The sequence below is a fragment of the Methanolobus sp. WCC4 genome (genome assembly GCF_038022665.1).
Lineage (GTDB): Archaea > Halobacteriota > Methanosarcinia > Methanosarcinales > Methanosarcinaceae > Methanolobus.
In genome coordinates, this window is the sequence record NZ_CP150629.1 from 2,666,447 (window position 1) to 2,688,042 (window position 21,596).

The 21,596-nt window shown below is 44.6% G+C and carries 28 protein-coding genes; 12 read left to right on the top strand and 16 right to left on the bottom strand.

The features are described 5' to 3' along the window. Positions 1 to 6 precede the first annotated feature (6 nt). The 10 genes from V7O63_RS12605 to V7O63_RS12650 all read left to right on the top strand — a co-directional run bounded on the left by V7O63_RS12605 (position 7) and on the right by V7O63_RS12650 (position 7,561). A complete protein-coding gene (locus V7O63_RS12605; protein ID WP_340818897.1) occupies positions 7 to 816 on the top strand; it encodes a protein-glutamate O-methyltransferase CheR in 810 nt (269 codons plus the stop codon). A gap of 54 nt (positions 817 to 870) precedes the next feature. After that, entirely contained in the window at positions 871 to 1,488 is a 618-nt protein-coding gene (locus tag V7O63_RS12610; RefSeq protein WP_340818898.1) for a chemotaxis protein CheC, read from the top strand. An 11-nt stretch (positions 1,489 to 1,499) separates the two neighbouring features. Continuing rightward, complete coding sequence (locus V7O63_RS12615) at positions 1,500 to 2,114, top strand: chemotaxis protein CheC (protein ID WP_340818899.1); 615 nt, start codon at positions 1,500 to 1,502, stop codon at positions 2,112 to 2,114. 2 nt (positions 2,115 to 2,116) lie between these two features. Beyond that, positions 2,117 to 2,590, top strand: a complete 474-nt coding sequence (locus V7O63_RS12620) for a chemotaxis protein CheD (protein WP_340818900.1) — start codon at positions 2,117 to 2,119, stop codon at positions 2,588 to 2,590. Positions 2,591 to 2,639: 49 nt separating this feature from the next. Then, on the top strand, positions 2,640 to 3,644 hold the full coding sequence (locus V7O63_RS12625) for a DUF3795 domain-containing protein (protein WP_340818901.1): 1,005 nt from the start codon (positions 2,640 to 2,642) through the stop codon (positions 3,642 to 3,644). Between the two features lie 16 nt (positions 3,645 to 3,660). Next, on the top strand, positions 3,661 to 4,287 hold the full coding sequence (locus V7O63_RS12630; protein ID WP_340818902.1) for a chemotaxis protein CheC: 627 nt from the start codon (positions 3,661 to 3,663) through the stop codon (positions 4,285 to 4,287). Positions 4,288 to 4,322: 35 nt separating this feature from the next. Beyond that, on the top strand, positions 4,323 to 4,847 hold the full coding sequence (locus V7O63_RS12635; protein ID WP_340818903.1) for a hypothetical protein: 525 nt from the start codon (positions 4,323 to 4,325) through the stop codon (positions 4,845 to 4,847). A 121-nt stretch (positions 4,848 to 4,968) separates the two neighbouring features. Further along, positions 4,969 to 5,595, top strand: coding sequence for a hypothetical protein (locus V7O63_RS12640; protein WP_340818904.1), 627 nt, complete (start codon positions 4,969 to 4,971; stop codon positions 5,593 to 5,595). A gap of 12 nt (positions 5,596 to 5,607) precedes the next feature. Next, entirely contained in the window at positions 5,608 to 6,213 is a 606-nt protein-coding gene (locus tag V7O63_RS12645; RefSeq protein ID WP_340818905.1) for a hypothetical protein, read from the top strand. A gap of 67 nt (positions 6,214 to 6,280) precedes the next feature. Then, on the top strand, positions 6,281 to 7,561 hold the full coding sequence (locus V7O63_RS12650; RefSeq protein ID WP_340818906.1) for a TRAP transporter large permease subunit: 1,281 nt from the start codon (positions 6,281 to 6,283) through the stop codon (positions 7,559 to 7,561). Positions 7,562 to 7,952: 391 nt separating this feature from the next. Here V7O63_RS12650 and fpoO read toward each other — a convergent pair whose 3' ends face one another. From fpoO to V7O63_RS12730, 16 genes are all read right to left on the bottom strand, one after another. After that, entirely contained in the window at positions 7,953 to 8,315 is a 363-nt protein-coding gene (fpoO, locus tag V7O63_RS12655) for a F420H2 dehydrogenase subunit FpoO (protein WP_340818907.1), read from the bottom strand. A gap of 1 nt (position 8,316) precedes the next feature. After that, on the bottom strand, positions 8,317 to 9,768 hold the full coding sequence (gene fpoN, locus V7O63_RS12660) for a F(420)H(2) dehydrogenase subunit N (RefSeq protein WP_340818908.1): 1,452 nt from the start codon (positions 9,766 to 9,768) through the stop codon (positions 8,317 to 8,319). A 3-nt stretch (positions 9,769 to 9,771) separates the two neighbouring features. After that, entirely contained in the window at positions 9,772 to 11,259 is a 1,488-nt protein-coding gene (gene fpoM, locus V7O63_RS12665; protein WP_340818909.1) for a F(420)H(2) dehydrogenase subunit M, read from the bottom strand. Further along, positions 11,259 to 13,274 (bottom strand): F420H2 dehydrogenase subunit FpoL, encoded by a 2,016-nt coding sequence (fpoL, locus tag V7O63_RS12670; RefSeq protein ID WP_340818910.1) that lies wholly within the window; start codon positions 13,272 to 13,274, stop codon positions 11,259 to 11,261. Before fpoL ends, fpoM begins: the two co-directional genes overlap by 1 nt. A gap of 2 nt (positions 13,275 to 13,276) precedes the next feature. Next, positions 13,277 to 13,579: a F420H2 dehydrogenase subunit FpoK gene (fpoK, locus tag V7O63_RS12675; RefSeq protein WP_340818911.1), complete on the bottom strand. Its 303-nt coding sequence runs from the start codon at positions 13,577 to 13,579 to the stop codon at positions 13,277 to 13,279. Further along, positions 13,576 to 13,884, bottom strand: coding sequence for a F420H2 dehydrogenase subunit FpoJ (gene fpoJ / locus V7O63_RS12680; RefSeq protein ID WP_340818912.1), 309 nt, complete (start codon positions 13,882 to 13,884; stop codon positions 13,576 to 13,578). Before fpoJ ends, fpoK begins: the two co-directional genes overlap by 4 nt. Continuing rightward, positions 13,874 to 14,152 carry an NADH-quinone oxidoreductase subunit J gene (locus V7O63_RS12685; protein ID WP_340818913.1) on the bottom strand — a complete coding sequence of 93 codons (279 nt, stop codon included), beginning with the start codon at positions 14,150 to 14,152 and terminating at the stop codon, positions 13,874 to 13,876. The genes fpoJ and V7O63_RS12685 overlap by 11 nt, the downstream gene beginning before the upstream one ends. Beyond that, on the bottom strand, positions 14,137 to 14,580 hold the full coding sequence (gene fpoI / locus V7O63_RS12690; RefSeq protein WP_340818914.1) for a F420H2 dehydrogenase subunit FpoI: 444 nt from the start codon (positions 14,578 to 14,580) through the stop codon (positions 14,137 to 14,139). Before fpoI ends, V7O63_RS12685 begins: the two co-directional genes overlap by 16 nt. After that, positions 14,581 to 15,609 (bottom strand): F420H2 dehydrogenase subunit FpoH, encoded by a 1,029-nt coding sequence (gene fpoH / locus V7O63_RS12695; protein ID WP_340820850.1) that lies wholly within the window; start codon positions 15,607 to 15,609, stop codon positions 14,581 to 14,583. It lies immediately after the preceding gene. Between the two features lie 11 nt (positions 15,610 to 15,620). Next, positions 15,621 to 16,745, bottom strand: coding sequence for a F420H2 dehydrogenase subunit FpoD (gene fpoD, locus V7O63_RS12700; protein ID WP_340818915.1), 1,125 nt, complete (start codon positions 16,743 to 16,745; stop codon positions 15,621 to 15,623). A gap of 9 nt (positions 16,746 to 16,754) precedes the next feature. Then, positions 16,755 to 17,231 carry a F420H2 dehydrogenase subunit FpoC gene (gene fpoC / locus V7O63_RS12705; RefSeq protein WP_340818916.1) on the bottom strand — a complete coding sequence of 159 codons (477 nt, stop codon included), beginning with the start codon at positions 17,229 to 17,231 and terminating at the stop codon, positions 16,755 to 16,757. 9 nt (positions 17,232 to 17,240) lie between these two features. Further along, positions 17,241 to 17,801, bottom strand: coding sequence for a F(420)H(2) dehydrogenase subunit B (gene fpoB, locus V7O63_RS12710; RefSeq protein ID WP_340818917.1), 561 nt, complete (start codon positions 17,799 to 17,801; stop codon positions 17,241 to 17,243). Further along, on the bottom strand, positions 17,789 to 18,181 hold the full coding sequence (gene fpoA, locus V7O63_RS12715; protein WP_340818918.1) for a F420H2 dehydrogenase subunit FpoA: 393 nt from the start codon (positions 18,179 to 18,181) through the stop codon (positions 17,789 to 17,791). The genes fpoB and fpoA overlap by 13 nt, the downstream gene beginning before the upstream one ends. A gap of 265 nt (positions 18,182 to 18,446) precedes the next feature. Then, the gene (locus V7O63_RS12720) at positions 18,447 to 18,953 is read right to left on the bottom strand and encodes a hypothetical protein (protein ID WP_340818919.1); all 507 of its coding nucleotides are present in this window, start codon (positions 18,951 to 18,953) and stop codon (positions 18,447 to 18,449) included. Between the two features lie 13 nt (positions 18,954 to 18,966). After that, the gene (locus V7O63_RS12725; RefSeq protein WP_340818920.1) at positions 18,967 to 19,386 is read right to left on the bottom strand and encodes a DUF22 domain-containing protein; all 420 of its coding nucleotides are present in this window, start codon (positions 19,384 to 19,386) and stop codon (positions 18,967 to 18,969) included. 98 nt (positions 19,387 to 19,484) lie between these two features. Continuing rightward, the gene (locus V7O63_RS12730) at positions 19,485 to 19,934 is read right to left on the bottom strand and encodes an Lrp/AsnC family transcriptional regulator (RefSeq protein WP_340818921.1); all 450 of its coding nucleotides are present in this window, start codon (positions 19,932 to 19,934) and stop codon (positions 19,485 to 19,487) included. 183 nt (positions 19,935 to 20,117) lie between these two features. Between V7O63_RS12730 and V7O63_RS12735 the strand changes: the two genes are divergently transcribed. Both V7O63_RS12735 and V7O63_RS12740 read left to right on the top strand, forming a co-directional pair. Then, positions 20,118 to 20,273: a 4Fe-4S binding protein gene (locus tag V7O63_RS12735; protein ID WP_340818922.1), complete on the top strand. Its 156-nt coding sequence runs from the start codon at positions 20,118 to 20,120 to the stop codon at positions 20,271 to 20,273. A gap of 1 nt (position 20,274) precedes the next feature. Continuing rightward, positions 20,275 to 21,555, top strand: a complete 1,281-nt coding sequence (locus V7O63_RS12740; protein ID WP_340818923.1) for an NAD(P)/FAD-dependent oxidoreductase — start codon at positions 20,275 to 20,277, stop codon at positions 21,553 to 21,555. Positions 21,556 to 21,596: the final 41 nt, after the last annotated feature.

Here is a 21,596-nt window from a genome sequence, read left to right on the forward strand (position 1 = left end):
GATACCATGCAAAAAAAAGATGCAGACTATGAGATGCTTAAGAAACTCATACACCAGAAGCTTGGATTCAACTGTGAACAATACAAGGATTCACACTTCAAGAGAAGGATCGATGTCAGACTACGTGCCACCAATTCGAAGACATACGGAGAATATGTTGCATGCCTGCAAACTGACAGGAATGAATTTCCGGAACTAATGGAGACACTGACCGTTAACGTAACGAATTTCTTCAGGAATCCCGAGGTTTATGATGTCATTGAGAAACAGGTACTTCCTGCGATCATCAAAGCAAAGAGCACTGGTCTGCGATCAATTCGCATATGGAGTGCAGGATGTTCCATCGGTGTCGAAGCATATTCCATCGCAATGTTGTTGAAGCACCTTCTGGGTGATGATTTCAAGAGATACAGTATCAAGATCACGGGAACTGACATTGACAAGGAAAGTCTTGCCAGGGCCCAGAGAGGTGTTTACTCCAGGATGGAGGTGAAGGATGTAAGACCTGCTTTCCTTAATAAGTTCTTTACAAAGGAAGGTAACGATTACGTCATCAACGATGAACTGAAGAAAATCACACAGTTCAAGAAACAGGATCTCATATCCGGACCAAAGATGAGCGGTTTTGATGCAGTCTTCTGCAGGAATGTAACAATATATTTCGAGAAGGAACTTCAGGAAAAGCTCTACATGGATTTCTATAATGCCCTTTCAAAGGATGGGTTCTTCGTAATGGGAAAGACAGAGACATTACTTGGACCTTCAAAGGACACTTTCAAACCATTCAATTCCAAAGAAAGGATCTACCAGAAATGACATGCGTTGTCCTTGAGAAGTGACAACATCTAAAATGTGATCAGGAGTTAGCAAATGAAAGATAAGATAGCAGATCTGACCGAATTACAGATCAGTGCACTAAGAGAAGTTGTTAATATCGGCGTTGGTAATGCTGTTACTTCCCTTTCAAAGATGATCTCTAAAGAGGTCAGGATAGAAGTTCCGGGACTTAAGGTCGAATTGATCGAGAGAGTGCCGGAAGTTTCTGGCGGAGCAGATGCTGTCGTAGCTGGTGTTATTATACAGGTAGCAGGTGACATTGAAGGATACATAATGATGATGCTTTCCGAAGAATCTGTAAAGACCGTATGTGCAACCATCACAGGTGACCATAATGCGGATATCCTGGATCCTTTGAGCCAGTCCCTCATAGAAGAGGTGGGGAACATACTGGCAGGATCCTATGTCAGTTCACTTTCAGATTTCCTTAACCTGGGCATTAAGCTGTCGCCCCCTATGCAGACCTTTGACATGCTTGGTGCGATAATCGACCATATCCTGATAGAGATGAGTAAGAAAGCTGAGCATGCACTGCTCTTTGACACATTGTTCACGATCGAAGGACATGAGATGGATGGAATACTCCTGACACTTTTCGATCCGGATTCAATGGATGTACTGCTTGAACGCATAGACGGAATGATGGGATAGGAGAGAGAAAGATGAACATAATACTTGATAAATTCTATTATGATGCATTGAATGAAGTAGGGAACATCGGGATGGGAAATGCGACCACTGCCCTGTCACAACTTGTCGACAAGACAATAAGCGTAAGCGGTTCATCCCTTACCCTGCTGGACGCACGTGACCTTAGCAAGAATGTACACCTTGACAGAGTCGGAGCGATCGTACGTGTAATGGGAGACCTGAACGGCGGATTCATACTCAGTATCAGAAAACAGCATTCAGATGCACTTACTGAACTGCTGGTAAAGGATAGTGAACATGCAGAGGATGAATATCTGAGAAGGTCGGCTTTTGTCGAGGTCTCGAACATCCTTGCAGGAAGTTACTACAATGCACTTTCAAAGTTCCTGAATCTCTCAATAGTCCCTTCGCTACCAAAAGTAACAGAAGGAACCTCTGATGAGATTTTCACCAAGGCAAAACAGCACATCAACGGGAAGATGGAACATGTTTTCGGATTGACAACGCTTTTCGAGGTTATGGGAGAAGATGAATACCACAGCCTGGGAGGGGACATGTACATGTTACTGGATTCAGCTTCATTGCAGACCATACTTGAAAGGATAGAAGAGATGCGTACGAGATAGACATGATAATAGTGGGAATGGCAGATAGTGCGGTGGCGAAGAAGCCTTTGAAGCTCACGACCCTTGGACTTGGGTCATGTGTAGGTATCTCACTGTATGATAAGAGCACTGGTGTTGGCGGAATGGTACATATCATGCTTCCAACCGTTGAAAGTGCAAGATCAAAAGAAAATATTGATAAGTTTGCCGATACCGGCATACCCGCACTTCTTGACAGTATGGTAAAAGAAGGTGCATACAAGCACCGCACGGTCGCTAAGATCGCAGGTGGTGCGAGCATGTTCTCATTCAATTCCAACTCCAATCTCAATGTAGGAGAGAGGAACATAGCAGCTACAAAGACAGCTCTTAAAGCATTGAAGATTCCCATTGTTGCAGAAGATACAGGACAGAATTACGGACGTACGATCATACTTGACACAGAGAATGGAGAACTGACCGTCAAGAGTGCGCTTAAAGGCATAAAAACATACTAATATATAAAAGTAGAATAATATATCTGAGATAGATACAGGTGGCGGCAGGATGTTAACCCCGGAGATTACAATAATACACATAATATTCGTTTCCATATCGATGGCATGCGGATTGGCAGCGATATACTTCTGGCTCAGGGTCTATTTTGAGACTAAGAAAGGATCCATTGCCTGGTTACTCCTGGCACTTACAGCCATATTCCTTATCACAACATCAGTATTCCCATCGATCGCCATAAGTTCCCAGGATGCGGATATAACCGAAATGATATTGTTGTTCATGGGTCTGTGGAGTATGGTCTATACAGGCATCTTCGCTGCGGCCGGAATTATGATGTTCCAGGCATTCCAGACAGTACCGAGGGAGAAACTTGGAGATTTCCTGATCGAAGGAATGGTATTCACTGAACCTGAAGAGGGAATGGAGACACTTCCGGAAGTAGAGCAGATATCCACCCTTCTTAGCAGGTCCACCCTGATAGAGTACACACCCAGGACCAGGTATGAGGATTCTGTCATAGAGATATGCCTGCGTCTTTACGGAGAAATGGTGAACACCGTCCTTGTATCCACACAGCCTCGTACCGCCATGTACCAGGAAAAGATCGGAGACCTCATGGATATCGGTGCTATGAAATTCATAGAGATCTCATCCACCAACAAGAATCTCAGCAACGAGGAAGGGATCATCAAATTACCAGATGATGAACTTGATAAGTTCTTCGAACTTACCAGCAAGCTTCCAAAGGGTTGTGCTGTTGTCTTCGAACCGATCACCCAGCTACTCCTTACAGAAGGAGAAGAGAAGTGCTATACATTCATTTCAGAAATGGTTCAGAGGTTTGCATCCAGCGAACTTCTGCTTGTAGGTATGATAAACAAGGCCGCCCATGATGAACAGACTATCTCACGCTTTGAAGGATTATTCCTGAACCTTGCAGAGGAAGAAGATGCAAAGATACGACTGGTAAAGGGTGGAAAAGAGGAATACATCAGATTCTATGTTGGAGATAAATTCTACATGGAACCGGATGTTGAAGTAAAACTTGAATGATACAGGAGAATTGCAGATGGATAAAGAACTGGACAGTTTGTCAATTGATGCTTTCAAGGAAATAGGAAGCATTGGAATGGGGAATGCTACAACATCCCTTTCCAGACTGATAGAGAAAAGGGTCCAGTTGAATATGTCGGATGCCAGGCTGTTCGAACCATCCGGCATCATTGATATGATCCCTGAATCGGTTACCATGACAGGTATAATGGTACCTCTGAAAGGTGACCTGAAAGGACTTGTTATGCTGATGTTCGAATTCAGCAATGCTGTATATCTTAGCAACCTGCTACTTCAGGGTTTTGAACACGATGATGATCCTAACCTGTATGAATCAGCGCTTCTTGAGACCGGAAACATCATCGCGGGATCATACCTTAACTCACTTTCATCTTTCCTTGGAATGGAATTACTACATTCCGTACCTGACATCAGTATAGGGAATATAAAGGACATACTTGACAAAGGAATGAGTAAACTGGGAGATAAACCTGCAAAGATATTGAACATTGAAACGATGTTCGTGGTCTATTCCTCTGAGAAAGATGTTGGAGCCGGAACTATCTACGGAGATATGTTCCTTTTATTAGATTCAGATTCACTTGACAAATTACAAAGCTCACTCATGAATATGCTGGGATGAGACTTAATTGACAAAATAACCGATGGTTGAACTCTATGAAGAATATATGGACACAGCATCTTGAACGGTCTGCAGATAATGACCGTAGCAGGAACACTACATTCCCCGGGATGCTGCATTCCCTTGTAAAGAACAGTGTAGAAGCAGATGCAACTGCCGGAACAACTCTTTTCCTTCCGGATGATGTTAGTTGCAAAGAGATACCGTACCCTGTCAGAGATAATGCCGGAAATGAAGCACTGACGGAAGAGACAACACCTGTATTGAACGATGATGGTGTTGATGTTTCCTATGCGGCTGAGACCGAACTAGCGGTCTGGACCGCAAAGAGCCAGAAAGGATACGAGCTTGGACTTACAAGCTGTGACGAGGATTCTGTAAAGCTCCTTATGAGTGAAGGTGGCAGACTGTTCCTGCGTTACGATGTTGCCGGAGAGAGTCCCTTTGAGATGAACGTGAGATCAGAGGAAGAAGCCGAACAGATAATAGAGGAAGACAATTCGACAACTGAACAATTGTATCCATCTGAGCCAGAGTTGAAATGGATTAAAATAAATTGAATTTAATAAATTTCAGCGAATTCAATGGCAAAGATTAAAAACCATTACGACAATAAATATATAAATATACAAATATAGTGTGAATATAAATTATACCGGACGATAAAGGAGAGCTATAATCATGATGGACATTGCAATATACTCACTTGTTGATGATATGGTCAGCAAGGCAGGGACTGAAGGTGTCGTGGAATACTGGCTTCGTGTAGGTGAAAGCTACGCTGAGAGGATGGGAAAAGAAGCATACGTAGGATGGCCAGCCTTTAATGTAGCAATGAAGGATGGAAGGACATCACTTACAGTTGAGGGAGATGTCAATGTCCAGACCGATCTTGCTATCACAGATAAGGACGGGGATGTCATCGGTTACGTTTATGCCCTTAAGGTCTGCCCGATGGCACCAAGTATGGGACGATATATCTCAAGGATAGGACCTATCCCGGATTCAGACACCGATGTTGCGGACAGCTATAACAATCGTATCAGGGATTCCGCAGTTTCAAATTATTGTATAACACACCAGAAGTTCAGAGAAGTTGCAGCTAACAACATCACTGTTGCAAAACAGGCACTTGAATGCCTGCAGCTTGCAAATAAAGGAATGACCGGTGAAGTGAAGATGGTACCTGAGAACCTTGCAAGGATCAATGTGGATGAGAGACACATCAAGAGTATACTGCGTAATGCATCCTGTGTCTTTGCCCTCATTGTGAAAGGTAAGAGTGCAGGTGAAGAGATAATCGATTAAGGGTGATCACACATGGCTGAGAATATCGAGTCAAATCCTTTTGTTGATGTATCGGTTTTCCTCTTCTTTGAGGATATATCGGACAAACAGGGTGTTGAAGGTTTTACGAACTATATGGTAGGACAGGCAGAGTCACTTGCAAAATCAGTACCAGAGGAAGAATACAAGACCTGGGAAGATTTCACAAATGCTGTTATTAACGGAGAATCCGTCCTTTCATCTTTCGAACACATAGGACAGATAAGTGAATACGGTTTCGTTACAAAGGTATGTCCATTCTCCAAGGCTATCAGAGAATACATCAAACGTATCGGGAATTTCAATCCTGTACACATGGAAGCTACCGACCACTATAACCATACTATCCAGCCTTCCGCTGCACACAGTGCATGCATGATGCACCAGACATACAGAAAGGAAGTCGCAAAGAGAATAAAGATCGGCGGCAAACCACTCCAGTATGCCCAGATAGCAGCAAAGGCATATACCGGAAAGATAGCACTCCCACCTGAATCATGGAAGAAGGTATTACTGGAAAAAGCAGGAATATCAGAAACCCAGGGATTCATGGAGATGCGTGAGAACAGCTGTCTTTATCTCCTCTACGTTGAAGAATAAATTTCCTGACATAGATCGGTCGGGCAGTATGGGAAACTATATACTGCCCTAAACCGAACATCTATTGATGCACCCTATACTCATTTTCCTTTTCTCTTTAATCCTTATCCTCATCCTCACCGCAAAGCTGAGGATACATCCTTTTCTTGGACTCATCCTAACATCGGTCATCACCGGAGTACTTGCAGGTGAAGCATCGACCACCATCAGTACAATAACCACCGGAATGGGAAAGGTCTTTTCCAATTTCGCGATAATCATCGCTGCAGGAAGCATCATTGGACTGATACTACACAGAACCGGCGGTGCAAGGCTCATTGCAACTGATGTCATTAAGCTATCAAGAAAACCACTTTTCGGACTGAATATACTTGGATTCATCTTCTCAGTGCCACTTATGTGCTGCATCCTTGCCTATGTGATATTTATCCCTGTGGCAAAGGAGATAAGGATAAGACAGGAGTTGCCAAAGGTACTCACTGCATCGGTACTTGTCTTCGGTACACTGGCATCCTATAATCTAGTTTATCCTTCCCCGGTGGTCTATTCCGCAGTGTATGAACTGGGACTGAAAAGTAGCGATATACTGATTCCGGGAATTGTCATAGCATTTATTGTTTCAATTGCAGGATATCTCTATGCAGTTAAATTCTGTAACACTGGTGATCTGTCAGGTCTCCTTGATGATATAGAGAATGATGACCAGACAAATGGAGAGCCTTCCAGGATCGCTGCCTATTCACCTATCGCCATCCCTGTTACCCTCATATTCGCAGATGTATTCACAAACATACAGTTCTTCGACATCCTTGGTGAACCTGACATGGCACTCCTGATCGGTGTTGTCCTTGCAATACTCTTCGCTTACAGACAATATGATATCAGTAATGTCAGGGAATGGCTGGAGAAAGCTGTCAGAAGAAGCGGCGTGGTTATCCTTGACATGTGCGGAGGAGGAGCGCTCGGAGCAACTCTTGCAATGACAGGAGTTGGAGAAGAGATGGGAACCCTCCTTTCAGGACTACCGTTGCCTGCGATACTTGTCCCATTCCTCATCGCCGTTGCTATACAGAGCGTTCAGGGTTCCCGTGTGGTTACCTTGCTTGTGGCACCTTCAATAGTTATACCACTTGTGCCGGTCCTCGGACTACCACCTGAGATAGTGCTTTTCTCAATGACTTCAGGAACATTTCTCATCTCACATTTCAATGACCCTTTCTTCTGGATCTATAAGGATCTGGCAGAGCTGGAGACTTCCGAGGTTCTTAGAAGTTATACACTGGGTGGAGCTGTGATGGGGGTTGTCAGTCTGGTGCTGACTGGTGTGATGTATCTGTTGTTCTATTGATCAAGTAACACAAAAACAATCTACAAACTAAAAACAAGGCAAGCATCCGCCGAAGGCGGCACATTCCAATACCACTGTATAGAAATATTTCAAAAAATAATTGGATTTTTGCTTCCAAGTCTGGGAAGTACACAATAATTTCGTTAATAACACATTCAAAAGTACTACGCAAATTGTTTTGTTTCATCTTCTGGGAAAGCGCCGGCTTCGCCGGACCCTCCGGGATGGCTTTAGTAATCCATAATGAAAATTGATGAATCCAAAATTACAGCAATTGCAGAATTCTACAGATTTGATATTAAATAAGTGCTATATCGAGAGCAACAATAAAAACAGTAATCCAAAAAAAGAAAAGAGCTGACCGGCCAAAGCCGGTCTTCTATTTTAAAATTTAATGATGTGCGTGTTCGTCTTCAGCCTTCTGTTCTTCCCATGCCTCGTGTGCTTCGTTGATAGAACCTAGACACTTCTTGCAGAGCTTGACGTTGTCCTCTTCAGCACCCATTGAGAATGAAGGTCTGCTGATGGTCACATCGTAGAGCTGTGCGATTGCACCACAGAAATCACACTTGCCTGCTTCGCCGCAGCCTGGTGATTCTTCCAGTGCATCATGGGTTTTTTTTCCGGCATTCAGGCATCCTTCGCAGAGTCCCTGCCACATTCCATGAGGATATGAGTGGGCGTACTTTGGTTTGTACACCCTTACAGGAGCTACTGTTGGGATTCCTACTCCACAGAGATCACAATCTGTCATTTTACATACCTCCAGGAATCAGTACTTTTGCAGCTTCCATTGCCCAGTAGACAAATGGCTCGGACCAGAAACCAATTACAAGTACACCAATTGCTGCAATTATCAGTGCAACAGTGTATGGGAATGGTTCTGAGACCTTCTCCTGGTCAGTTGGAAGGAAGTACATGTACTTGACGATCTTCGCATAGTAGCCAAGTGAGATCGCACTGTTGAGGATAGCGATCACTGCAAGCCATACGAATCCTGACTGGATGGTTGATGAGAACAGTACGAACTTGCTCATGTAACCTGCTGTGAGCGGGATACCTGCCAGTGCGAACACGAACAGTGTCAGGCACACAGCAGTTATTGGCATTCTCTTACCGAGACCTCTGAAGTTATCGATGTGGTCAGGGTCAGGAGAGTCCTTGTTCTCTGAAAGTACCATGTATGTCACTGCGGCTGTTGCAATGAAAGCTCCTGCCTTCATGAAACCGTGTGACAGTGCATAGAATATACCACCACCAAGTGCCAGTGGTGTGAGTACCACGAATGCCATTGTGATGTAACCTGCCTGTGCAAGTGAGGAGTATGCAAGCATTCTCTTTACACTTGTCTGTTTGAGAGCTACAACGTTACCGTATGTCATTGTGACAACTGCGAGTATCGCGAATACGGTCTGCCATTCAGCCTGGAGTGCTATGAGAGCCACTACGAATACCTTGAGAGCTGCTACAATACCCATCTTCTTGGATCCTGCTGCAAGCAGTGCGGATACAACTGATGGTGAACCCTGGTATGTGTCAGGTGCCCACATGTGGAATGGTACAAGAGCGATCTTGAAACCGAATCCTGCGACCAGGAGAACAACTGCTACAATACCCATTGGGCTTGATGCAAGTACACCTGCGCTGGCTGCGATAGCCGGAATGCTGGTGGTTCCTGTTGCTCCGTAGACATATGAGATACCAAGAAGCATAAGTGCTGCTGAAAGTGAGCCGATGATGAAGTACTTCATAGCTGCTTCCAGTGACTTTGCGTTCTGTTTCTCAAAGCCTGCAAGTGCATAGGTTGCAAGACTTGCAAGTTCGAATGCGACGAAGAGTACCATGAGGTCGTTTGCGGATGCAACGAACATCATACCGATCGTACCGAATATACCGAGCGCGAAGAACTCCTCTGTGTGACTGTTGCCTTCAGTGTATTTGATACCTGCGATCGTAAAGAGCAATGCGACCACAAGGAACACTATCTTGAAGTACTGAGACAGGGCATCGATGGATACCGTGTCATTGAATGCTGTTGCTTCGGTTCCGAGACTGGAGACAGTGAGAAGCAGGGCAATTAAGACACCAATGGATGCCAGGTAGCCGAGTATCTTCTTAGAGTCTGTCGGAATGAATAATCCGATAAGCAATACTGCCAGTCCTGTGAGAACAAGGGTAATTTCAGGTGCGAATAACATTACATCCATACCTTACACCCCCATTACAGCCATAAGGCTGACTATCTGATCAGAGTTCGTCAACATCATTTCAAGCACCGGGCTTGGGTTAAGTCCGAAGTACAGTATGAGTATCGCAATGACTCCCATGGAGAATGTCTGGAAGGTATTGATATCTGCCACTGTACCGAGTTTCTTATTATATACACCAAACATTGCCCTCTGGAGAGCCCACAGGTGATATGCTGCGGTTATCACGATTGCCAGAAGTGCGATCATCACATATGATGGCAGGTTCACGAAGCTTCCTGCAAGTACTGATACCTCTGCAATGAAACCACTGAGACCTGGAAGTCCGAGTGATGCCATGAAGGTCATTACCATAATGACTGCAAGTTTTGGCATCTTCTGTGCAAGTCCGCCAAGGTCGTTGATGATCCTTGTGCCTGTTGCATTGTTGATAATACCGCATGACATGAACATAATGCTCATGATAAGTCCGTGTGAGAACTGCTGGAACATTGCTCCTGAAACGGAGAGTGATACCATACCGGCTGCACCGAGTGTTACGTAGCCCATGTGGCTTACACTGGAGTATGCAACCATTCTCTTGAGGTCCTTCTGTGAGAGTGCAAGGAATGCACCGTAGAGAACACTCACTGAACCAAGGGCTGCCATGATGGTTATCATCAGGTTTGGTGATGCTGTGAATGGCAGCATTGGAAGCATGACCTTGAAGAGTCCGTATCCACCGATCTTGAGCATGACAAAGAGCACACTGCCGGCAGTTGGTGCCTCAGTATATGCATCAGGAAGCCATGAGTGGAATGGGAAACTTGGTATCTTGACAATGAAACCGAAGAGCAGTGCAAGGAAGATCATATCCTTTGCAATTCCGGATTCAATGAACTGGAACTGGGCAATGAGTGTTGGTATGTCCAGTGAAGGGGTTCCTGTCAGTTTCCATGCTTCGAAGTAAAGTCCGAATATACCCAGAAGCATCACAAGTGAAGCTACGTGAGTGTAGATAAAGAACTTAATTGCTGCGTTGTGTTTGTTGGGTCCTCCCCATATGCTCACCATGAAGAAGAGCGGTATGAGAGTAAGTTCCCAGAATACGTAGAACAGGAAGAAGTCCAGTGCGGTGAATACACCAATTACTGCACCCTCTGTTGCGAGTATGAATGCGTAGAACTTGTTCGGTGATTTTCTCTCGTCGTTCCATGTGAAGAGAACGAGAAGTGGAAGAACGATAGCATTGAGAAGTATCAATGGCATTGCAATTCCGTCAACACCGAGGTGGTAGGTAATTCCAAGGGATGGTACCCACGGGATAAGTTCCTCGAATTGGTTATCTGCTATAGTGCTGTCGAAGTTAAAGTACATGTATACTGTGAGCAACAGTACGATAACAGTACCGGTAAGAGCAATTACTCTTGCCTGTTCCTTTGTTTTTGTAAATAATGTAAGTGCTGCGAATATCAGAGGTATCAGCACGATCATTGAAAGTATCGGCATCATCAGATTACCTCCATTACCACTTTAACAAGAATCACCAGGAGACTTACTCCGGTTATTACTGCTGTGGCGTAATTCTGTACTGCTCCTGTCTGGAACTGGCGCAGTGATTCACCGGCCTCCAGTGCCAGGTCACTGAACCACTTGGTCATCCAGTCAAATCCTCTGTCAGTGGCACGTCCTGCGAAGGCCAATCCTTCGTAGATGAACTTGACGGAGAAGAAGTTGGTGAACAGGGAGTTCTGGTAGTACCTGTTGTACAGGAGTTTGTAAATTGGGTTGTTTCTTGAAACAAGACTGTCCATGTTGACGATCCTGAGTCCGTATACAAGGTAAGCAATGACCAGACCTGCAAGTGCTACTATAAGTGGCATCCAGAGGATGATCAGTGGTTCGTGGTGACCGCCATGTTCTGCAAGGTGATAACCACCGAGTGTTGCAAGCTCATGGATGTCCATGTGTACGAAATCGTTCACAAATGTCTCACTGACAAATGTGTTGAATGTCTTTGATGTCAGGGCTCCGAAGAACAGTGACAGCAGTGCAAATATTGAAAGTGGGATCGTCATAGATGCAGGTGACTCATGGCCTCCGTAATCTGTACGTGGTTTTCCGAAGAATGTCATGAAGATCAATCTGAAAATGTACAGTGAAGTGAGCAGAGCTGCAAGGATGGAGAATATGTATGGCAACCATGTACCTGTTGTGTCTCCGAAGAGGTATGCGCTCTCGATGATCGCATCCTTACTGAAGAAACCACTTGTACCTATTACCGTACCTGGAATACCCATACCAGTGAGCGCCAGTGATGCGATGATCATTGTTGCTGCGGTTATCGGCATTACCTTTGCGACACCTCCAAGCTGTCTCATGTCGTGTGTACCTACAGCGTGGATAACGCTACCTGCACACAGGAAGAGAAGAGCCTTGAAGAATGCGTGGTTGACCAGGTGGAAGATGGATATACCGACTGCCTCAGCACCGATAGCTGCTCCAACACCAAGTCCGAGCATCATGTAACCGAGCTGACTTACTGTGGAGTATGCGAGTACACGCTTAAGGTCGTTCATCACGATACCCATTGTTCCTGCGAACAATGCAGTGAATCCACCTACGTATGCTACAACCATGAGTGAATCAGGAGCTGCGATGAACATTGGGAATGTCCTTGCAACCAGGTAGACACCGGCTGTAACCATTGTTGCTGCGTGTATGAGAGCTGAAACTGTGGTTGGACCTTCCATTGCATCAGGAAGCCACACATGGAGTGGGAACTGACCTGACTTACCAACAGCACCACCGAAGAACAGGAGTGTTATCAGGGTGATGTGGCTGACCTCTATTCCGAGGATGTTCGCATTCATTGCTGCGAGTTCCGGAATGTGGGCAAATATCTCGTCGAACCTGAGTATATAGACACCATCAGGGATGGTACCGTTGAATATCTTGAAAAGGTCTGAGAACAGGACGATTATACCTGCAAGGAACATTACGTCACCGATCCTGGTGGTGAGGAAAGCCTTCTTAGCTGCTGTTGCAGCGGATGGTTTCTCGAACCAGAATCCAATAAGCAGGTATGAACAGACACCCACAAGTTCCCAGCAAATGAAGAGCTGGAGGATGTTGTCAGAAAGTATCAGACCAAGCATTGAAGCTGTGAACAGTGCTGTCTCGGCAAAGTACCTGGAAGGTGCCTTGTCGTGTGACATGTAACCTGTAGAGTAGATGTGGATAAGCAGACTTGCGAATGTTACCATTGTAAGCATGACTGCTGCCAGTGGGTCAACAAGGATACCTATGTTGAGCATGGCAAACCAGCTATATGACTGGCTCACTACCTCTTCAGGGTTTGCAAGCAGTTTCAATGTAATTAACAGTGATATCACAAATGATATTGCAATAGCTGTTATTGGAATTATTGAACCGCCATTTGGTAATTTCTTCCCGAGGAAGAATGTCAGTACAAAGGCCAGTGCAGGCAGGACCGGTATTAAGAATGCATAGTTTTCTACTGCCATTTTTACCACCTCAGTACGTTAATGTGGTCAAGACTGATCGTATCCTTCATTCTGTAAAGGGCCATCAGTATAGCAAATCCGATAGCTGCCTCACATGCTGCCAGTGCGATAGAGAACAGTGCGAAAACCTGTCCTGTAAGGTCACCGTTGTAGCTTGAGAACGCCACAAGGTTGAGGTTGGCGGCATTGAGCATGAGTTCCACGCACATGAGAATACGAATACCACTGCGCTGTGTCATAAGTCCGTAGAGACCTATTGAGAATATTATTGCTGCAACAGCAAGATAAAGTGCAATTGGTATCATTTGTTATCATCTCCTTTTGCCATGTAGATGGCACCCATCAATGAGGACAACAGTACGATAGACATTATTTCGAACGGAACCACGAAATCTGTAAAGATAAGCACTCCGATACCCTCGATGTTACTCTGATCCCCGATATTCTGAGGGAGCTGATCGAGTGATGGCCAGTTTGTAAAGGCGATTGCCACTATCATAACTGACAGGAACAGAGCAGCTATTACCATTCCAAGGATACGTGGTCTAAGGTAGTCATACACAGATGTGATAATGTCCATTGCTGTGAATGATATCTCTTTATTCAGCATCTGTACCAAACTCCTTCTTTGTAAGCATTACAGCGAACAGGATCAATACTCCTACTGCACCGATGTATACCAGTACCTGGGCAACACCAAGGAACTGCGCATTCAGCATTATGTAGAAAGCTGCAACAACGAACATTGTCACTACAAGCCCGATCGCGGCCCTTACTACATCCTTAGCTGTCACGACAAATATTGCGAACACTATCGATACAAGAGCAAGGATCACAAAGATGATCAATTCAATTATATTACCTATTGTGGGGTCCATCTGCTCACCTCTTCACCAGCCTCTTCTTCAGCATTGATATCAACTTCCCTTGCCAGCATGTCCGGCGTGAAGAGAAGATCCTCATGGTTCCAGCGGATAACACCTGTCAGGTATACCTTTGTGCTCTCGAGTGCGTCCTTTGGACACTGGTCGATACAAAGGCCACAGAACAGACAGTGACCAATATCAATTGCAGGGAACCATCTCTGCTTGTCACTTTGTGGATTGATACGTGCTCTGACTATCTTAATAGCATTATTTGGACACGTGTTGGCACATATTCCACAACCGATACATTTCGTTTTATCTAACTTTTGCAAGCCCCTGAACCTGTCTGAAAGTTTCGTTGGTACTTCCGGACACATTCTTGTAACAGGCGGGCCGAAATAAATGTTCTTTACTGCTGTTATGATATTTTTAATAACCATTTAGTATACCCCCAGCAGACCAAGTCCGATAACCCATCCGAGGTTAAGGAGGGACAATGGCAGAAGTTTTTTCCAGCTCAGGTCTACTACCTGATCGATCCTGTACCTTGGAACAGCCCATCTGATCATGATGATAAAGAGGATCACCAGTGCTACCTTCAACAGGAAGAATGCTGTTGGAAGGATAATACCAAGGATCGTGATATCAGTCAGGAATGCAGGCAGATTCCATCCACCAAGGAACAATAGCACAACAAGCATTGAACCAAGGATCAGGTGAATATATTCTGCAAAGAAACAGTAACCGAATCTCATACTTGTGTACTCGGTCATCCAACCTGCAATAAGCTCTTCCTCGGACTCGTTCTGGTCAAAAGGAAGACGACCCATATCAGCCATAAGAGCGATGAAGAACACAAAAGCTCCAAGAGGCTGCATTATTATGAACCAGAGAGGGCTCTGAGCCTCGGCGATCTCTACTATGTTCAGTGAACCTGCCATGATAGCAACACTCACGATACAGATACCAAGAGGGACTTCGTATCCGATCATACGTGCAAAGTTCCTGAAAGCTCCGAGAACAGAGAACTTGTTGTTCGCACTGTATGCAACCATGAAAATACCGATAATTGAGATAGCGGACATCGCTTCAATATAAAGGATACTTATATCCATCTCGGTTGCTGCGATCACATAACTCTGACCATCTATGATGATAGCGCCAAAAGGCATTGCGACAAGCATCAGGAAAACAGATCCCATAAGGAGGATCGGTGCTGAAACGAATAATAACCTGTCAGCGTTCTTTGGTATGATATCTTCTTTCGTGAACAGCTTGATAGCATCGGCAACAAGCTGAAGTAATCCGTGGGGACCTACCCTCATAGGACCGTATCTCTGCTGGACATCTGCAGAGAGTTTACGCTCGAACCAGACAGCTACACAGGCGCCACCGAAAACTGCACCCATGATACATAATCCCAGGATACCTCTTAAAAGAGGGTTATAGATTATTGATTCTATATCCATTGACATCATGATCACCTGTCAACCTCACTGGTACATGTGTCCATACTGCCGGCAATTGCCACAATATCTGCAACAGGCACACCTTTAAGCAGTGGTGGCAGTGTCTGCAGGGTTGGGTACACAGGTCCTCTTATCTTTACACGGTATGGTTTGTCCGATCCATCGGATACCATATAGAATCCCATCTCTCCTCTTGGGTCCTCTACACGGTGGAAGACCTCTCCGGCTGGAACTCTCATTACAGGGGATCTCTTACCATACGGAGTGTTCTCCGGGAAGAGTGGTCCTGAAGGGATCTGGTCAAGACACTGCTCGATTATGTACATGCTTTCACGCATCTCATCGAGACGGACCTGGATCCTCGCGTAGACATCACCATCTGTCTGGGTACATACCTTGAAATCAAGGTCCTTGTACACAAGGTAAGGTTCATCCTTACGGATATCAAAAGCAACACCTGTTGCCCTGAGCGGAGGACCGGAAACACCAAGGTCCTTTGCAACATCTGCTGTAAGTACTCCGATACCTTTTGTTCTTGCCTTGTAGATCTGATCGGTACTGTACAGCTCCTCATAATTGTCAATTGCCTTTCTAAGGTTTCCGAAAACGTATGCAACGTCATCCTTGAATCCTTCAGGAAGATCATCCTTTACACCACCATAACGCAGGAAACTATGTGTGACACGTGCTCCTGTTACGGAGTCGATAAGTGACATCACATCTTCCCTGTCCCTGATGGTGTACATGAACATACTCACAAAACCAATGAAGGATGCATATTCACCCATTCCAAGGATGTGACTCTGTAACCTTGAAAGTTCTTCCATTATAACGCGGATGTACTGTGCTCTTTCAGGCACTTCAATGCCTGCAAGCTTCTCAACACAACCAACGTAAGCTTCTTCGTTTGTCATTGCTGCAAGATAACATATCCTGTCAACAATGGTGATACCCTGGAGATAGGTCTTGCTCTCAAGGATCTTCTCGATCCCTTTGTGGATCCAACCCATCTCGACCTCGGAGTCCACAACGGTCTCACCCCTCAATTTTGCATTCAGCCTGAATGGTCCTGGCATCATGGGGTGTTGCGGGCCAAGGTGTACTATCATTTCAGAAGGTCCAACTATTTCATCCATATTTAACCCTCACACCAAATTCCTGGCAGTCTTGTTTGGGAAGCCTCCGTAATCCTTACGCAGTGGCCACTCACCGAGCATATCCTCCGGAAGTACAAGAGGTCTAAGGTCAGGGTGGTCAAGATACTTCACACCAAACAGTTCGTACGTTTCTCTTTCGTACCAGTTAGCATTCCAGTAAACAGGCACTACGGACTGGATCACCGGGTTATCCCTTGGAAGGAGAGCCTTCATGGTAAGGATGACCGGGTGTTCGTAGGAACCTATTACGTATATTACTTCGATCTCATTCCTGTCAGGATAGTCTGCTCCGAATTCACAGCAGAGGTGTCCGAAAGACAGGTCTTCCTTGAGGTAGCGGCAAACTTCCACTACATTTTCCGGCTTCACTTTGGCAACGGTCCTTATGTCAGACTCGATGTCTGCATCATAGATGTCTTCAGGGAACTTACCTGTAAGTGAAGAAATTATAGAATTAGCGTCCATCAATTCACCTCAATAATCAGTACCTTTGTCCTTCTTTGCTTCGATCTTTTTCTGAAGCTCAACAAATCCCTGAATTAGAGCTTCACATCTTGGTGGACATCCGGGTACAAAAACGTCTACAGGGAAGATATCATCAACGTTCTGATGGGTGCTGTATGATTCATAGAATGGGCCACCACTGATAGCACAGTCACCGAAGCATATTACCCACTTTGGTGCTGGCATCTGATCCCAGACCCTCTTCAAAGCTGGAAGGTACTTCTTTGTAACGTAACCACTGATGATCAGTACGTCGGCGTGTCTTGGGGAGTTACGTGGGATAATACCAAAACGGTCAGTATCGTAGTGAGCCATACCTGTAGCAAGCAGCTCTACACCACAACAACCCATTGCATTGACCATAAACCATAAAGAGTTCTTACGACCCCAGTTGAGAACATCCTGGACCTTTGTTTTCTTAATGAATTCGCAGATCGCATTTGAGTCGGTAAGCATCGTTCCCGGAACGTCGGTATACCCAACGTCTAAAACATCATTTTGTTCGACATTCGTCTGCTCTATTTCATCCATTTAAGAGCCTCCTTCTTGATCAGATAAACGTAGCCAAACAATACAACAAAAATAAAGACTAACATTTCAACGGTTGCTATAAAATCAATATTATGTCCTTTGAAGATCGTAGCCCATGGATAAAGGAAAAGGACTTCAATATCAAAGAGAACAAAAGCAATGGCATAGAGGTAATACTCGACATTGAACTGTATTCTGGCAGTTCCTATCGGTAAGGAACCAGCCTCATATGTCGTGTACTTTGCTGATGCTTTACTCCTTGGACTTAACAATTTAATGATAAGCATTGTCATAGGAGGCATCACTAGTGCCACAATGAGAATTATTGCAACCGGTATGTAACTATTGGCTATGTTACTAATATCGATTATTCCTGACATAAACTATTCTCCTGAAAGTTATAAAGGTAGATAGACTATTTGTATAAAACACCTTCGTGTATGAAAGACACAAACAGTGCTATGTCCACGCTTCGATAAACCATATCTGCCGACATATTTTTCAATAGATAGAGTTCTAATAATTGATAATAATTCATCATATTTAAATTGTCTCAATTACGATAGTAAGAGACATTGAAGTGGACCAAAATCCTAATAAGAAAGAAAAAAGGAAATTATAGATGCTCAAAAAAAGAGGATGAACTCAGACCAGTTTTGGAGAGAAATACTTCTTGATGACCGTCTCACACTCCGAGCATGAGATGACCATCCAGTCACCCATATCCATACGGGCGTATTTATCAAAGATAGATGCACCGCAGTTGGGACATACATAATAATCCTTGAAATAATAGTGATAGAACTGCGGGGTTGATCCCAGCCAGTCCAGAACCTTCTGCATGTGTTCAAAATACCTTTTCCTGGAAGGATGGTCGCTGCCATTCTCAAGAACACCTGAAACCCGGGCACTTATGTCCTTTATGTGCTTGTCGGACTTCTGTGACAGTTTCTTGTAATCTGATATGTACTTCGTAGTGTTATTAAGATAATTCAGGTATGCTCCATGGGCCTTAGGTTCACTTTTCCATATAGTACGAAGGAAGTACTCGCCCATGACATCCTCCATGATATCGGCACAGGTCGTACAGATATTATATTCGTTAAAGTGTTTGAAATCCTGAAGTTCCCCACATATAGCACAGGTTTCCATGAAATACCTCCATTTATCTGATAGAACGCGGCGTCATTGCTTCACGGGTGAACATTATTGGGAAGATGTTGAGTACCGCAAGCAGATCACCCTCTCTTATGCGACCACTTTCCTGGCCTATCACATAAGCCGAATTTATGGTACGTTCACTATCTACAGGTTTGGCGCCTCCCTTTGCACCGACCTTGATGAGTGAGACGACCGCATGATGGGAGAACGTACATGGAAGTGCAACCATGTCCGGATCAAGCTGGATCTCTTTTACATTGACCCTTTTAAACTCGCCAGCCCGTATCTCTGCATCTTCGTCCGATATGACCATCTCCCATTTAGCCCGTGTAGCCATGGTAAATTCATATGGTGCAGCCTTTACTTGCTTTGATGTCAATTCCCCATTTTCCCTGGAGACGACCTGGATAACTTCTTTCTTCATAAGGTCACCTAAAAATTAAACGTACCTGCAACTATAAAAATGTTCCGCGAATCGTTCATGAATAATCATGACATAATGTGTATCTGTGCTCATAAGAGTTATTTTTGAAGGATCACACAACTTCTCTCTTTATGACATTTAGTTGTCAGGATGCTCTGAGAATCCTTTATACCATCCATATTACCAATGACCTGAAGAACATTTTCCTTCAATGAATGTATATCGAATGTCCTTACCTTCAAAAGCATATCATAGGGTTCAAGAAGCTCATATATCTCAAGCACATCATCTATGCCCTTAAGGCGGTTCAGTATATTGATCCTCTTACTCTGTTCGATATTGACACCAATGAAGGTCGTGACATTCAGCCCCACTTCTGCCGTGTCCACCTTGACCGTGAATTCCTTGATCACACCTGTTTCACGCATTTTCTCAATTCTCTTATGCACCGTTGATGTAGCCAGCTCCAGATCGGTTGCGATCTCAGTACTATGCATCCTTGAGTTTTTGCAAAGGTGATCCAATATAGCAAGGTCAATTTCATCCATGAAATATAATTACACCTCGATAATAATAAATATTTCTGTTTGGAACAGGAAATGACCAATATGATCACACTACCAGAGTAATGGAACTTAAAGATCATCCATGATAGAATATCAACACAAAAAGAGGACAATAAGACTTTTTATTGTTGAAAACCTTATACAACGAAATCCGGTGAATATACTATGAAAGTGAACGAGAACTGTGTAGGATGCGGTCAATGCACTGCTTTTTGTAATGTTGGTGCAATCGAAGTAAAAGGTAAAGCAACGATCACCTCCGCATGTGTGGATTGCGGATCATGTGTCGCGTACTGTCCGGTCAAAGCAATAGAGGCATAGGATGAAAGCAATAATTATCGGGTCCGGGCTGGGAGGTTTGCTCAGTGCAGCAAAGTTATCAAAGGAAGGCTATGATGTCGAGGTCTTTGAGCGTCTCCCCATAATAGGAGGAAGGTTCACGAATTTCGACTATGATGGTTTTCAGCTCAGTACAGGGGCATTACACATGCTTCCACATGGACCTACCGGACCACTGGCACAGCTTCTTAGTGATGTTGGGGTCAATGTGGAGATCGTCCGCAAGAAACCAACTGCAGTCATAAGGATCCCAAGGAAAAGAGGAGATACCGATTATAAATACGGACATAAGGACCTTCTTTTCGAGGACTTTAAAGTTCCTTTCTCATTGTGGAACCGCATCAAGCTGATATATTACGTAATAAGTACCCGGAAGAACCCACCATCAGGAAAGTCCTTCGAGCAGTGGTGCAGAGAACACATTGACCAGGACTGGACATACCGCATATCGGATGCATTCTTTGGATGGGCACTGAGCCTCAAAGGCGCGGATGTACCGGTGGAAGAAGGCTTTGCGATCATTGAGAAACTCTATCATTTTGGCGGACCCGGCGTTCCAATGGGAGGATGCAAGGCGATCACAGATGCACTTGCAGACATCATCAGAGCAGATGGAGGAAAGATCCACACCTCTTCAGAGGTCAGTGAACTCAGGGTCGAAGATGGAAAGGTCACAGGCGTCGTTGTTAATGGAGAAGTACACAATGCAGATCTTGTCCTCAGTGATATCGGTCACCCTGCTACAGCAAAGCTCATGGGTGAAGTGGAAGGCATCAATGGACTTGACAACTATGGAAAGAAGGCTTCTGAACTGAAACCATCTGCCGGGATAAAGATATGCCTCTCATCTGACAAGCCACTTATAGGACACGGAGGAGTACTGCTCACGCCTTATGCAAAGAGAGTGAACGGGATAAATGAGGTCACGAATGTCGACCCGAGCCTTGCACCAAAAGGAAAACACCTCACAATGGCCCATCAATGTGTACACTGGGATGACATAGATGACCTTGACAGAGAGATAGAGCTCGGACTTGAGGATCTCAGGGACATATTTGCAGGAAAGGAATACGAAGTACTTCTGATACAATCATATTCCAACGACTGGCCTGTTAACAGGTCACCATCAGGAGCGGATCTTAAGAACAGGACACCGATCCCAAACCTATATGTAGTAGGAGATGGAGCGAAAGGAAAGGGTGGCATAGAAGTGGAAGGTATTGCACTTGGAGTAAAGAACTCCATGCAGGATATTCTGGCATGAACCAAGCTATAAAAGACATAAGTGAATAAACTTATGTAACT